The following is a 14,528-nucleotide window of genomic DNA, read 5'->3' as shown; positions in this document are numbered from 1 at the left end:
TGACGGGTTAACCAATGCTATACTAGGGTGCTGGGTGTAGGATTACGCCTTAATTATCCAAATCCAAGCGTCTCATCGGATTCAATGGAAATCTTTATATTATGGCTATCCTATTCATTAATAATAGATTCAACGGAATGGAGTTAAAAACTATGGACAAGAAAAAAGGCGGCTTGAAGCCATTTTACTCTTTAATTGTATCAACAGGAATCCCGAAGCTGGCTTTAACTATCGGCTTGACAGCAGGCGTGTTGACGACACTTGCAGGGTTGGTTGTCCCTTTGCTAACGAAAAGTTTAGTAGATGGGTTTTCGGTTTCCTCGCTAAGTATCCCGCTAATGATTGCTATCGGGGTGGCGTTCATTGTTCAAGCGGTAATTGATGGGGTATCCATTTATTCACTTAGTTATGTAGGGCAAAAAGTGGTTGCCAAATTGCGTGAACGAATGTGGACGAAGTTGATTCGTTTGCCTGTCAGTCACTTTGACAAGGAATCGAGCGGAGAAACGGTGAGCCGTGTCATTAATGATACGGGAATCGTGAAAGAATTGATAACGCAGCATTTCCCACAATTCATTACGGGTGTCATTTCGATTATAGGCGCGGTGACTATTCTACTCATTATGGATTGGAAAATGACACTTATTATGTTGATTTCAGTTCCTATTACAGTAGTTATTATGATTCCGCTTGGCAGCAAAATGGCTAAAATTTCACGTGGACTACAAGATGAAACAGCTTTATTTACAGGTCAAATTCAGCAGACGCTCGGCGAAATTCGCTTGATGAAAGCTTCCAATGCCGAGAAGAATGAAGAGGCAAGTGGAAAAGCTGGAATCGGAAAATTACTCGGATTTGGCTTGAAAGAAGCTCGTATTTTTGCTCTGATTGCTCCCTTTATGTATCTAGTTGTCATGGTCGTCATCGTCATGATTATCGGATATGGCGGCATGCGTGTTGCGAACGGTACAATGTCGACAGGTACACTTATTGCATTCCTACTGTATCTATTCCAAATTATTTTTCCAATTACATCATTTGCGATGTTCTTCACACAATTGCAGAAGGCGAAAGGCGCAACGGAGCGTATTATCGACATTTTGGAATTGCCATTGGAAGAAGGTCAGGTTGGCTTAGTGATGGATATTACTGACAAAGTAATTCAGGTTGTGGATGTATCCTTTGCCTATGAAGCGGATGAGCCAGTGATTGGGAACGTTTCTTTTGAGGCGCGACCTGGTGAAATGATTGCATTCGCAGGGCCGAGTGGTGGAGGGAAAACGACGATGTTCGGATTGCTTGAACGTTTTTACGAACCAACAGCGGGTGAAATCCGAATTGGCGGCACGCCCATAAATGAGTTGTCGATGGCATCTTGGCGCAGTCAGATTGGCTACGTTTCACAGGAAAGTGCCATGATGGCCGGAACGATTCGCGAAAACTTATGCTACGGTTTAGAAGATGGTAAAAGTATTCCGGATGAAAGGCTTTGGGAAGTTGCTGAAATGGCTTATGCTGACGAATTCGTCAAAACATTTCCGAAAGGATTGGACACTGAAGTTGGCGAACGAGGTGTGAAACTTTCGGGAGGTCAAAGACAGCGGATTGCCATCGCACGAGCATTTCTACGTGATCCGAAGATATTGATGATGGACGAGGCAACAGCAAGCCTTGACAGTCAATCGGAAAGTGTCGTTCAAGATGCACTGTCGCGATTAATGGAAGGGCGTACAACATTCGTTATCGCCCACAGACTATCCACAATTGTCGATGCAGATAAAATTATTTTCATCGAGAATGGGCAAGTAACGGGAAGTGGGACACATAAAGAATTGATAGAAACACATATGTTGTATCGTGAATTTGCGGAACAGCAGCTGGCTTAACGCTTTAGCCCATACTAAGAGCTCGCAGAAGGTGTCTTTTTACCAGAATGCGGGCTCTTTTTCATTCTTTAAATATATTCATTAACCCATTAAAATCATTACTAGTAGAGAAGTTCCTTTTAGGTTGGATGGTAGGATAGATGAATGTGAAGCGATTATGTGTTAAACTATTCTTACTATTAGTGAGCGGAGGTGAGGAATGATGTTAGACACTGTGTATGCACGTGAATGTTTACTGGAATATTTAGCCACTTCATGTGCGATTACTCATGAAATTACAGTCAACGGGACAAGTCTGTCCTTTTTTAGACAATTTCAGTAATCACACAGCTGTTTGGCATTTCATTCCTTACGATTATTTTTAAGGGGGAGATCGCTTACACGCGGTCTTTTTTTGATGTCTAGATTTCGGGTGTCTATAGGGCGCTCCGTGCTTTTCTAGAGATGCTTCCAGTTGTGAACATAAAACGGAAGGAAGCGGACAACGATGATATGTACAATTCAACAAGTAAGCAAAATGCTCGGTGGGAATACGATTTTTGAAAATCTTTCTTTGGAGATAAAAACAGGGGATAAATTAGGTATCGTTGGTAGAAATGGGAGCGGGAAAACGACGTTATTTAAGTTGATATCGGAAATGGAACAACCAGATAGTGGGGCAATTCATTTTAAAAAGGGTACGAAAATAGGCTATTTAGCGCAAATCCCTTTATTTGAAAAAGAAACGACCGGCTATGATGTGCTCAACAGTGCATTTAAAGAACTGAAGGAAATGCAGGAAAAACTGTCGGAGTTAGAGACGAAGCTAGCCAATATCGGAAACGATGACATGGATAAGTTGCTTCGGGTATATGGGAATTTACAGGAGGAATTCGCGCGTCGTGATGGTTATGCGGTGGACTCGGAAATCGACAAAGTCATCAATGGATTACAGTTGAAATCTTTTGTCGGACGGTCTTTCGGACGATTAAGCGGCGGTGAACAGACGAAGATTATGCTAGGAAAGCTCTTGTTGACGAAGCCGGATTTGCTGCTATTGGATGAACCGACGAATCATTTGGATTTATTTGCCGTCGAGTGGTTAGAAGAATATCTGAAAGAGTATACGGGAACAGTCGTCATCATTTCGCATGATCGTTACTTTTTGGATAGTGTCGTGATGAAGATTGCAGATCTTGAAGAAGGAGAGCTCAATCTATATTTCGGGAATTATTCCGCCTTCATCCACGAAAAAGAAGAGCGTCTTATGAGGGAATTCCAGGATTACGAAGAGCAACAAAAGAAAATCAGGAAAATGAAAGAATCCATTAAACGGCTCCGCCAATGGGCAAATGAAGCCAATCCTCCGAATCCTGGATTGCACCGGCAAGCACGCAATATGGAACGAGCGCTAGAACGGATGGAAAAGGTAAGGAAGCCGCTCATCGATCCGAAGAAGATGACCTTGTCTTTTGAAGCCGCACCAAGAAGCGGTAAGGAAGTTGTTGTAATGGAAGGAGTCATGAAATCATTTGGTCAACAGGAGCTTTTAAAGGGTGCCGATTTCCATGTATATTGGAAAGATCGAACAGCGATTGTCGGTCGGAATGGAAGCGGGAAATCAACCGTACTGAAAATTCTTTTGGGAGAACTTCCAATTGACGGTGGGTTGAGTAAAGTAGGGAATAGCGTGAAAATCGGATTCTTGTCACAACACTTTGAAATCAAAGACCCGAAGGCGCGTCTTATTGATGTCTTTCGGGGGGAAGTGAACGTAGCTGAAGGGGAAGCTCGACATATATTAGCGAAATTCATGTTTTATGGTCCAGATGTATTCATGCGAATTGGAGACTTAAGCGGTGGAGAACGGATGCGGCTCCGTTTGGCGCAACTGATGTATCAGGATGTTAATTTCCTTGTGCTTGACGAGCCGACCAATCATTTGGATATTGAGTCACGTGAGGTATTAGAAGAGGCACTTGAAGATTTTGCGGGTACAATTGTTGCGGTTTCGCATGACCGTTATTTCCTAAATAAATTATTCTCTCGCACGGCATGGTTGGAAGACGGTCTTATTACGACATTTGAAGGGCCATACAATTGGGCTCGCCAGAAGTGGCAGGAGTTTCAAAATCGTAAGGTGGAAGAAGTGATTAAACCTGCTGTAGTTGATAAACTGAAGATAGCAAAAGTGAAAGAAGAAAATCTTGAAAACGTCGAAGAATCCATTATAAGAATTGAACAAGCAATTGGAACGCTAGAAAAAGAAGCGGTAGACGAAACAGATTGGGTGAACTATGAATTAATCTTAGCGGAGATTGCAATACTGAAAAAAGAGATAGAGTCTTGTTATGAGAGATGGACGAGTGAAGTGGACTCGTAAAATCAAAACAATCAAAGGAGGCAAAAACAATATGAAAATCATTGTTACTAGTATATTCGTACAAGATCAAGACAAGGCACTAAAGTTTTATACAGAAACGCTAGACTTTGTAAAAAAGCACGATGTTCCCAGCGGGGAATTTAGGTGGATTACGCTTGTTTCTCCAGGAGAGCAAGAAGGCACTGAGCTTTTGCTCGAACCAGATAATCATCCAGCAGCCAAAGCGTATCAAAAGAAGCTATTCGAAGAAGGTATACCTGTAACGATGTTTGGTGTTGAAGATGTTCACAAAGAGTACGATAGGTTATTGAAACTCGGCGTGAAGTTTACTATGGAGCCGACAAAAGCGGGCGAAGTCACAATTGCGGTCTTCGACGATACATGCGGAAACCTTATTCAGATAATACAGCAGTAACTTTATGCGGCAGGCAATTATTCATAACAGGATAACCTGCCCCTCGCCAGTAACTTATGTAAAATAGTAAGAAACCCAGCTAAACTTCTCGTGTGAAGATTAGCTGGGTTTTTAAAGTTGGATGTGCAAAAAAATGCGAATTATCGCTTACAGTAACAGCTAGTCATGACAATCTTCAAAACAGTCACTTGTTCACGATCCTACAAAACCACCTCCATCCACATGAAGCGTTTGACCTGTCATGTAACTGGAATCTGTAGATGCCAGAAACACATAAGCGGGTGCGTTTTCTGCGGGTTGGCCGCGGCGTTTCACTGGTGTATCCGCTCCATGTTGTTGCACTTTTTTTGCATCGAACGTTGCTGGGATGAGTGGCGTCCAAATTGGACCGGGTGCTACGGCGTTAACGCGAATCCCTTTTTCTGCTAAATTCAACGCTAGCGAGCGGGTAAATGAAGTAATTGCTCCTTTCGTCGCGGAATAATCTAGCAAACCGGGGGAACCGTTATACGCCGTTACAGAAGACGTGTTAATGATGGAATCGCCATTTGTCATATGGTTTAAAGCCGCTTTCGTCAAATAAAATAATCCGAAGAAGTTCGTATCAAATGTTTCCCGGAGTTGATCTGCTGAAATAGAAAAAATATCGTCCTGCGGAAACTGTTTTCCAGCATTGTTTACAAGGATATTCAAACTGCCGAATTCATTAACTACTTCATCGATTAATTGCTCACAATGTTCCTCTTCACTGATGTCGATTCGGATTTTTAGCGCTTTCCCGCCATATTCTTCAATCAATTTAACAGTCATGTTCGCATCGATATCTTCCTGCTCACTTAAATAAGCGATAGCGACATTTGCACCTTCCTTTGCATATGCGACAGCAACTGCGCGTCCGATACCGCTGTCTCCACCTGTTATCAATGCGGTTTTTCCTTTTAATTTCTCTGAGCCTTTATAATTCTTATCGTCATAAATCGGGGCTGGATTCATTTCTGCTTCCACGCCGGGTTGCTCGTTTTGTGTCTGTCCTGGAATTTTATTATCAATTTTCTCATACTTATCTTCTGGCAAAGCAATTCCTCCTTACGAATGGTCTTCTTAAGAAATCATTCCCTGTCAATTAATGAACTAAACGAAAAACGCCCATATTGCCGTAATTGAGGCAATTCAAGCGCTTCGTTCAACAGGAATGAAGTTCAATTCCTCCCTGTTAAAGCCTCGGAGTGATTGAACTTTATAGAAGTCCGACCCATTTCCAATACGTTGCACTGAATAGCAGGATAAGTAAATAGCCGACAACCGTAAGGACAATACCAGATTTCAGGAAATCCTTTACTGTAAATGAACCGGTACCATAGGCAAGCATGTTTTGCGGTGCGCTGACTGGAAGAAGGAAACCGAAGCTGATAACGAATTGTTGGATCAAAACAAATCCGACACTGTTCGCATCCAGGGAAATCGTCGTTGTAAGCGCGATGAAAATCGGGATAAGTGCCGATGACAAGCTCGTCGCGCTGGCGAACCCCAAGTGGATAAGTATGTTGAACAGTGATAGTAAGGCAATCGTCGCAAGAATTGGCAAATTTTCAAGGCCCATTGCGCCAAACACCCGATTGGATAGCCATTGTGCGCCTCCTGTCTCCAAGAGGACTGTACCTAGTGCGATTCCTACAGCAAATACGATGATCGTTCCCCACGGAATAAGCTTTTCAACCGTTTTCCAGTCAAAGACGCCAATTTTTGGAGAGAGCAAAATCGCAATCGCCACAATCGTCACGGTCGTCGTGTCAAATGGATGAAGCACTTCTTCCGTTGACCAGAAGAACAGAAGGGCGAGAGCGACTACAATCAACCGTTTCTCTGAAGATTTAATTGGGCCAAGTTCTTTCAGCTGACCCTGGATCAATTCAGTTCCGCCTTCAACAACTTGCGTTTCAGGCTTAATCAGTTTAATCATGACGAAATACAGGACGACGGACATGATAATTGACCATGGAGCAGCATACATGAACCATGCTCCCCAGGAGATAGACACGCCCATTTCACTTTCGATGAAACCGAGTGCCACCATATTTTGTGCAGCGCCTGTCTTGATGCCGATATTCCAGATTGAGACTGATTGGACGGCAGTGATGACAAGAAGTGCGCCAAGACGGCTATTATGTGGTAAACCGAACGCCGCAACCATCCCGAGAAGAATTGGAACAACCGCGCCTGCACGTGCAGTAGCACTTGGCACGAAAAACGCCAGAACAATCGATACAATGATGGCACCAAAAACGATAGCACCTGTTTTTATGCCTACTTTTGACAGGATATACAGCGCAAGCCGTTTGTGAAGATTTGTCGCCTGCATCGCCGCAGCTAAAAATAAAGCGGCGGCCACAAGTGCAACCGCGGAGTTTGAAAATCCGCCGAGTGCAAATGAAAGAGCAGCTTTCGTGCCAAGCAAGACGTCGGGATTCGCCATATCCGGAGCAAGACCGAGTGACACGGCTAGAAGCCCGATAATCATTGCCGAACTCACAGGATAAGCTACCGCTTCGGTCATCCATAGAATGACCGCAAACGCCAAAATAGCGAGTGCGCGCTGCCCCATTACAGGCAATTCGTCGCCCGAATTAGGCAGAAGCATGATGACAATCATGACGATAAACGCAAGGGCAATCCAATAGGGTTTCAGATTACGTTTGGGCTTTTTAATCGTTTCAGCGGTTTCCAACGGTTATCAAACCTTTCTGCTCTATACGTACTTATACTCATTGTACCCATACTATATAGGTGATAAAACACGTAAAAACTACAAAATTCGTCAAATAAAGAAAATTCAAAGATTACCTTGAATACGTCATTATTCGAAACGTAAAATGAGGAATCATCACTTGTACCTGTATTATTAATTGGAAACTATAACGTTTAAGAGATTTCTTAATAGAATATTCGTTTACATGGATGAGTACCGTTGATTGTAGTGGAAGCGCCCGACTCCTGCGGGAATAGCATGAGCCTTGAGACCCCACAGGGAGCGAAGCGGACGAGGAGGCTCAAGCCATGCCCGCGGAAAGCGAGCGCTGGAACGAAAAGCAACTGCTTTAGGATATTCCTTATTACGCTCTACCAACTTAAAAAAATCTATTTGACTAGAGACGAGTAAGCGTTCGCCTAGAGTGTAAATTAACCTTGAATTTACTACTATTTCATTAATAAATAATCTGGATTTAATCGAAGAAAATGATAAGTGGGAAAATTTTCAGTTTAGTGTAACGAAATCTATTTATTGCAGTCTAATTATGTAATAGAACAAAGAAAGGGTTGGTCAAATTGAAAAAGAAGATCATTTGGCTTTTTATCACGGCCTTCGTTACTGTAGCTGCAATTTCTTTTGCGTTATTAATGGATAGAGTGACCGTCACTGCGTCAGGTATTGCGCTATCGGAAAGAGGATGGAGCGCAACCTTCTCCACGGCTTTGAAGAAAGATGCGCTAGGAACAGATGATTTGTACATTACTGACCAAAATGGAAAGCGGATAGACACGGGCATCGCGCTTACCAATACAGATAAGACGCTCCACGTAAAAGGTCTTACGCCAGGCTCGTATGCCCTCCATGTCAATAAAAATGCAGTAAACGGGAAATACCTTACATCACTTCCAATTGAAGAAATTAAGTTCACAGTGCATGAAACAATCGAGTCCGTCGCCTCAGAAAAAGAGCTGATAGCGTATTTCGAACGAGCAAAATCTATGCAGTCGACAGATGTAATGGCTACGGAAGAGTCAACAAATTCTAAAGCTGATTCAGTTGAATCTAGTGCGGGCGGGGGAGGAGACCATTCAACAACGAATAACCAAGTTGAAGGGGTCGATGAAGCCGACTCTGTGAAGACGGACGGCAACTATATCTACACCGTAGGAATTGGTAATAATAAAGTTGCAATTACCGATATTCGCAACCCAGAGAAAGTTAAAAAAGTAGCAGAAATTAAAATGGAAGACGAGTATTACCCTTCCCAATTGTTTCTGCATGATGACACACTAATCGTTTTAGGCGATAAATATGTACCACATCATTATGAGGAAGGCGATGCGAAGTCTGAAATGAGTAGACCCGTGAACGGAATGACAACCGTGCGAATGTATAGCATTTCCAATCCAGAGAATCCCAAACTAATTCGGGAAATTGGCACAGAAGGTCATTTAAATGGTGCGCGGAAGACAGGTAATATGCTGTACTTCGTGACAAATGTTTGGCCGAATTTTTGGGGTGTGAAGAATGTCGAAGGAGACTTACTCCGCCCGCAAGTATATGACTCGACGGAAGACAAAGAGGCAACACTACTAAACTATACGGATATCGCAATTCTTCCTGGAGCGATGGAACCATCCTACTCGGTCATTACGGCTATCGACCTTACATCGCCAGCAGAAAGTAAGGTCATGACAAAAGGTTATCTCGGCGGCAGTGAGCAGCTTTATATGTCCAAAGATAACTTGTATCTCACAGCAACAATTTACGAAACGAATGCCTCTACTTCCAGTAAAATGATTTGGAATCCAGGTAGTGCAAACAGTGAACTATTCAAATTTAATTTGAATAAAACAGATGTTGCATTCCACAGCTCCGCCACGTTGAAAGGTCATTTATTAAACCAGTTTTCAATGGATGAGCATAACGGCTATTTCCGCGTCGTAACAACAGAAGGGAATATGTGGGATGAAAAGAAGCCGTCTCAAAATCATCTATTCATTTTAGATGAAAACCTAAAACAAACGGGATCGGTCGAAGGCCTTGCGAAAGGGGAAAGAATCTACTCTGCACGCTTCATGGGGGATAAAGCTTATATGGTTACTTTCCGCGAAACGGATCCGTTATTCGTTATCGATGTGGCTGATCCAGCTGCCCCGAAAGTGCTCGGAGAATTGAAAATACCGGGATTTAGCAATTACCTGCATCCACTTGACGATAACCATCTAATCGGTTTTGGCTATGAAACGATTGCTGAAAAGAATCCGCAAGGCGGAGAACCCTTCATTATGACGATGGGTATGAAAATTTCTTTATTTGACGTATCCGATTTCAATAATCCAATTGAAAAGGACACTGAAATCATCGGCGGTAGAGGGACCCATTCACAACTCCAATATGATCACAAAGCGCTGTTTCAACATAAAGAACGAAAATTATATGGCTTTCCCATCTCAATTTACGATGAAAAGGGGAAAGACAGCATTGAGTTCCAAAGTTCAGGTGCTTTGGTTTATGAAATTACACCGGAAAACGGTATCGTCTTAAAAGGAGATTTGCTTAAAAAAAGTACCCCTGGAGAACAATATGAGGAATGGGAAAACGAAGTCCAGCGTATGCTCTACAATAAGGATGTTCTGTATACGATTTCAATGAAAGAAATTAACAACTATTCACTTGATACGTACGCGCCAATCAGCAGTATACAAATTAACTGAATGCAAATCGAGTCAGACAGATCCGGTTATGTGCCGGGTCTTTTCTTATGGACAAATTTAGCTAAGGGGATGATAACCTAATTGTTCATTGTTATTTTCCGCCAGCAACGATAAGATTATTTAAATGAGTCGATTTCATAATTGCTTATTTTAATTGAAAACCCTATATTAACTTAATTTGGTAATCAATTATTCGTTTGCATAGATAAGTTCTGTTGATTGTAACGGAAGGCGGCGACTCCAGCGGGAGCAGCACGAGCGGAAAGCCCCGCAGGAACGCAGTGACGAGGAGATTGAAGACGTGCCCGCGGAAAGCGTCCGCCTGGAGTGTAAATCAACCTTGTTCTAATATTAAATACATAATCCTCTATTATGAAAATAGCTTAAATAGATTGGAATTGAACGATTGTCTACAAGTACAGAGGGGGGTGTGGATTATGCCAATAGTGGATAAAGAGATGGCAATTGATTGTTGTTTGCTCGCGGGACGTTTAATGATGGAAGCTGGAGCCGAGACCTATCGGGTGGAAGATACGATGGCACGTATGGCTGAAACACAGCAATTATCAGCTACTCATAGTTTTGTGATTCCGACAGGTATTATCTTTTCGCCGGGTAGCCCACACCATACGAGACTGGTTCGGATAAAGGACCGCACGACTGATCTTGAAAAGGTAGCGCTCGTTAATGATGTTTCGCGCAAATTATCAACTGATCACTACACACTCGAGGAAGCATACACGAAACTTCAAGAAATCGAAAAAGCGAATGTTATGTTCCCATTATGGCTGCAAATCATCGCAGCTGCCATTGCAAGTGGGTGCTTTCTAATTATGTATGAAGGTCTTTGGAAGGACATACCTGTCGCTATCTTCGCGGGGGGTGTTGGCTACGTCATTGTGACTAAAATTCACGAGCTGACTAGAGTGAAGTTTTTCGCTGAATTTGTTGCATCACTCTTCATAGGACTAACCGGCTTTGTTGCGGTGCAGATTGGATTAGGAACCGAGCTCGATAAGATAATTATTGGATCTGTCATGCCGCTCGTTCCAGGACTATTAATTACAAACGCTGTGCGCGACATGATGGCGGGGCATTTCATGTCCGGATTATCAAAAGGGGCAGAAGCCTTTCTGACTGCGTTTGCAATCGGAGCAGGTGTAGCACTCGTCTTATCTTTTTGAATGAAAAAGGAGTGAGGTCTTGACGTGGATTATTCAAGCGGTTCTTAGTTTTCTCGCCGCGACAGGATTTGGAATTATTTTCAATGCCCCTCGTAGAATGCTATTTTATTGTGGTTTTGTAGGGATGACGGGCTGGCTGGTTTATAGCGTGTTTAATAGGCTATCGGGTGATCCAATGCTGGCTTCCTTCCTAGGCGCATTCATGGTAGCGCTAGTAGCGACGATTTTTGCCAAACGTTTTCGAACTCCGATGATCATATTCAGTGTCGCGGGAATCATTCCGCTCGTTCCGGGTGGGATGGCCTATAATGCGATGCGTCATATTGTTGAAAAGGATTACCTGACTGCAATTTCTTATGCTTCAGGGGCTTTCATGGTGTCCGGTGCAATCGCAATGGGGCTCGTTTTTGCGGAGGTAATTATACAGCTCATTTTCCGGTCAGGTATTGGTAGGAAAAGAAGCAAGGTAGCATAAAAATGGAGTGCTCTTTTGCTAAGAGACACTCCATTTCATTATTATTAATCCTCGAAAGTGATGTTGTCCGATGTAACGGGTATACCAATATAGTAGCCTTGAACAGCATCTACACCCATTTTTTTAAGAAGGTCGAATTGTTCTTTCGTTTCAACACCTTCCGCAACAACATAGAGGCCCATTGATTTACTGAATCGGATCATTCCTTCAACGAGTTGCTGCGTTTTCGGCTGTCGTGTTAAAGAGTGGATAAAGAGCTTATCGATTTTCACCTTTGTAATCGGTAAATGTTGCATATAGCGGAATGATGCGTAGCCTGTACCAAAGTCGTCGAGTGCGAATTCGATTCCCGCGTCTTGTAGCGCTTTCATTTGAAGGTTGATGGAATTTTCCTCTTCTGCCTGAAAAGCAAATTTCTCTGTAATCTCAAGTTCGATGTAGTTGGCGGGACATTGAGTTGTCTCAAGGATATTAATTATTTTGTCCTTCATATTAGCATTGCTAAACTCCCTCACAGAAGAGTTCACTGAAATACCAATGTTGAATCTCTGCCTATACCAAGATGCTGCAAGCTTTGCGGCTTCTTCGAGAACGAAAGCTCCGATGTCATGGATGAGACCGTTTTCTTCGGCGATTGGAATAAGTTCATCAGGCATGATTGTACCTAATTCGTCATCTTCCCATCGGACAAGAGCTTCGTATAGCGTTACTTTACCTGAAGCGATATCCAACTGCGGTTGATAGGCGACTTGTAAATTATTGTGGTTAAGCGCAGTGAGCATTTTTTTATCGATGGTTGCCCGTCTATTCAATACTTTGTGCGATGCTGCTGATAAGGAAGATATTTTTCCTCCACCGTTTCCAACAACATCTTTAGTGGCGGCGAGTGCAGCTTTCATCAAATGATTATACGTTTGTTGATCTTCAGGATAACGAACGATGCCTCCGCTGATAGGTAGTGACAAGGCGAAGTTGTCGATGTAAATTGGATTCTGTTCAAGGAATATTAGGAACCCCTGTACATACCAATCACCGAAAGAAGTCAGAACGATAAATTCATTGACACCGACCCTGGCAATCAGATTATCCTGGAAGTAACGCTTTAGTCGGTTTGAAAATGATTTGACTAGTTCTGCCTTGGATTCAGATGATTGTAAATCTTTCAATGTATAATAGTGATCAATGCTTATGAAGACTAAGGAGAAGTGTTTTGTCTCTTCGATTAAATCATTTACAACCGTCTCAAGTTTGTAACGGCTCATCAGTCCTGTTTCGTAGTCGATAAAAGCAATTTGTTGAAGCTGATCACGTAATTCTATATCGGCAGTAATGTCCAATTCGAGAAAAGTGAAAGAGCTATTTTTATCGTCAATGTCTGACTTAATCGGAATTGCAATCAGATTGACAAAGTAAGGTTCGCCGAAGCGTGTAACCTTTTCCACCGTGCCAAACCATGTGTTTCCGCTTTTTACGCTATCCCAAATGACATAAGCTTGTTCTTGTCCACGATCTGTTTCGGGGAACATTTGCCACAGGGATCTGCCAATTACACGTTTTGGCGTCCATTTGCTTATGTCTAAAAATTTTTTGTTTGTATATATTATCGAACCTTCGGCGTTTGTTCGGGTTACCATGTAAAATTGTTCGAGACTTTTCATTATGTCCGGTAGTTCGGGCACGAATAGTCCAAAATCTGGTTTCATATAAATGCCTCCTTCCGGGTATGGGATACTACCATTATAAAGAAGATATGGCGTCTGTACATCATGAAAATGCTAAATTCATAGTGAATATCGATAATGGTAGATAAATAGTCAGATTGGAGGAGGGGCAAGATGGGGAGATTGAAAGGCATCACTATGATTGTCTTCGGAGCGATGCTTTGGGGAGCGACGGGACCTATGATGGAGTGGATTCTTGCAAACAGTCAGTTATCAATTCCATTCATGCTTATAACACGTCTTCTTCTCGCAGGGGTATTTGTACTTGTGTCTCTGAAGTTAAAAGGTAAAAAAATAATGCTTCCGCTGCAGCAAAAAGTTTGGTTACGTCAAATGATTATTTTTGGGATATTTGGGATGATGGCAGTTCAGTATTCATTTCTGGCTTCCATTAGTACAAGTAATGCGGTAATTGCTACGTTGTTTCAATTTCTTGCGCCAATTTACGTCATCGCCTTCGTGTCTTGGAAGCAGAAAGCCCATCCACCGGGTGCCCAAGTACTAGGTATGTCTGTAACCATTGTAGGGCTATTTTTACTTCTTACAAATGGTTCTTTAACAGACTTTTCTTTGAGCAAGGAAGCGATTATTTGGGGAGTATTAGTAGGTTTTTCATTTGCTTTTTATACACTTTATCCTGCGCGGCTAATGGCTGAATGGGGCGTGTTATTGGTAGTTGGTTGGGGTATGCTTATCGGTGGGAGTATCCTGCTTATTATAAATCCAATGACGTTCATAACAGAATTACATTATCTATTGGATTGGAAAATATCAATGATGCTTCTCCTAGTTATCATCATCGGTACACTAGCGTTTGTCTTGTTCCTAGGTAGCATGAAATATATAACAGCTGTGGAAACGAGCGTATTATCGAGCTTTGAACCACTTACGGCAATGATTATTTCCGTTCTATGGTTCGGCCAAATGCTTGGTAATTGGCAACTCACAGGAGCAATCATCATGCTTGTAGGCGTAGCATGGCTATCAATAGCGGGAAGTAGAGCTAGAAACTAAAACAA

At 42.5% G+C, this 14,528-nt stretch carries 11 protein-coding genes; 8 read left to right on the top strand and 3 right to left on the bottom strand.

The features are described from left to right. Positions 1–152 precede the first annotated feature (152 nt). From AC25Y5_RS03645 to AC25Y5_RS03630, 4 genes are all read left to right on the top strand, one after another. Complete coding sequence (locus AC25Y5_RS03645) at positions 153–1,886, top strand: ABC transporter ATP-binding protein (RefSeq protein WP_488139140.1); 1,734 nt, start codon at positions 153–155, stop codon at positions 1,884–1,886. Between the two features lie 199 nt (positions 1,887–2,085). After that, a complete protein-coding gene (locus AC25Y5_RS03640; protein WP_482101214.1) occupies positions 2,086–2,208 on the top strand; it encodes an RAxF-45 family protein in 123 nt (40 codons plus the stop codon). A 165-nt stretch (positions 2,209–2,373) separates the two neighbouring features. Further along, positions 2,374–4,248 carry a ribosomal protection-like ABC-F family protein gene (gene abc-f / locus AC25Y5_RS03635; RefSeq protein WP_488139139.1) on the top strand — a complete coding sequence of 625 codons (1,875 nt, stop codon included), beginning with the start codon at positions 2,374–2,376 and terminating at the stop codon, positions 4,246–4,248. 31 nt (positions 4,249–4,279) lie between these two features. Then, complete coding sequence (locus AC25Y5_RS03630; RefSeq protein WP_488139138.1) at positions 4,280–4,663, top strand: VOC family protein; 384 nt, start codon at positions 4,280–4,282, stop codon at positions 4,661–4,663. Positions 4,664–4,855: 192 nt separating this feature from the next. Here AC25Y5_RS03630 and AC25Y5_RS03625 read toward each other — a convergent pair whose 3' ends face one another. Further along, entirely contained in the window at positions 4,856–5,737 is an 882-nt protein-coding gene (locus AC25Y5_RS03625) for an SDR family oxidoreductase (RefSeq protein WP_488139137.1), read from the bottom strand. Between the two features lie 163 nt (positions 5,738–5,900). Then, the gene (locus AC25Y5_RS03620) at positions 5,901–7,388 is read right to left on the bottom strand and encodes a DASS family sodium-coupled anion symporter (protein ID WP_488139136.1); all 1,488 of its coding nucleotides are present in this window, start codon (positions 7,386–7,388) and stop codon (positions 5,901–5,903) included. 599 nt (positions 7,389–7,987) lie between these two features. On the opposite strand from AC25Y5_RS03620, the gene AC25Y5_RS03615 reads away from it, so the two are divergent. From AC25Y5_RS03615 to AC25Y5_RS03605, 3 genes are all read left to right on the top strand, one after another. Continuing rightward, positions 7,988–10,129, top strand: a complete 2,142-nt coding sequence (locus AC25Y5_RS03615) for a beta-propeller domain-containing protein (protein ID WP_488139135.1) — start codon at positions 7,988–7,990, stop codon at positions 10,127–10,129. A gap of 437 nt (positions 10,130–10,566) precedes the next feature. Further along, positions 10,567–11,313, top strand: a complete 747-nt coding sequence (locus tag AC25Y5_RS03610) for a threonine/serine exporter family protein (protein WP_488139134.1) — start codon at positions 10,567–10,569, stop codon at positions 11,311–11,313. A gap of 19 nt (positions 11,314–11,332) precedes the next feature. Further along, entirely contained in the window at positions 11,333–11,788 is a 456-nt protein-coding gene (locus AC25Y5_RS03605) for a threonine/serine exporter family protein (RefSeq protein WP_488139133.1), read from the top strand. A gap of 44 nt (positions 11,789–11,832) precedes the next feature. Here AC25Y5_RS03605 and AC25Y5_RS03600 read toward each other — a convergent pair whose 3' ends face one another. Further along, the gene (locus AC25Y5_RS03600) at positions 11,833–13,491 is read right to left on the bottom strand and encodes a sensor domain-containing protein (protein ID WP_488139132.1); all 1,659 of its coding nucleotides are present in this window, start codon (positions 13,489–13,491) and stop codon (positions 11,833–11,835) included. A 132-nt stretch (positions 13,492–13,623) separates the two neighbouring features. Between AC25Y5_RS03600 and AC25Y5_RS03595 the strand changes: the two genes are divergently transcribed. Next, a complete protein-coding gene (locus tag AC25Y5_RS03595) occupies positions 13,624–14,523 on the top strand; it encodes a DMT family transporter (protein ID WP_488139131.1) in 900 nt (299 codons plus the stop codon). Positions 14,524–14,528 lie beyond the last annotated feature (5 nt).

Source organism: Sporosarcina sp. Y1011, assembly GCF_057669885.1.
Note: the sequence above shows the minus strand (reverse complement) of the source record. Positions and strands in the feature narration are given on the sequence as shown.

Coding starts and splice junctions, on each gene's coding strand:
- AC25Y5_RS03645 (WP_488139140.1), top strand. CDS start 153: ATGGACAAGAAAAAAGGCGGCTTGAAGCCATTTTACTCTTTAATTGTA.
- AC25Y5_RS03640 (WP_482101214.1), top strand. CDS start 2,086: ATGATGTTAGACACTGTGTATGCACGTGAATGTTTACTGGAATATTTA.
- abc-f (WP_488139139.1), top strand. CDS start 2,374: ATGATATGTACAATTCAACAAGTAAGCAAAATGCTCGGTGGGAATACG.
- AC25Y5_RS03630 (WP_488139138.1), top strand. CDS start 4,280: ATGAAAATCATTGTTACTAGTATATTCGTACAAGATCAAGACAAGGCA.
- AC25Y5_RS03610 (WP_488139134.1), top strand. CDS start 10,567: ATGCCAATAGTGGATAAAGAGATGGCAATTGATTGTTGTTTGCTCGCG.
- AC25Y5_RS03600 (WP_488139132.1), bottom strand. CDS start 13,491: ATGAAACCAGATTTTGGACTATTCGTGCCCGAACTACCGGACATAATG.
- AC25Y5_RS03595 (WP_488139131.1), top strand. CDS start 13,624: ATGGGGAGATTGAAAGGCATCACTATGATTGTCTTCGGAGCGATGCTT.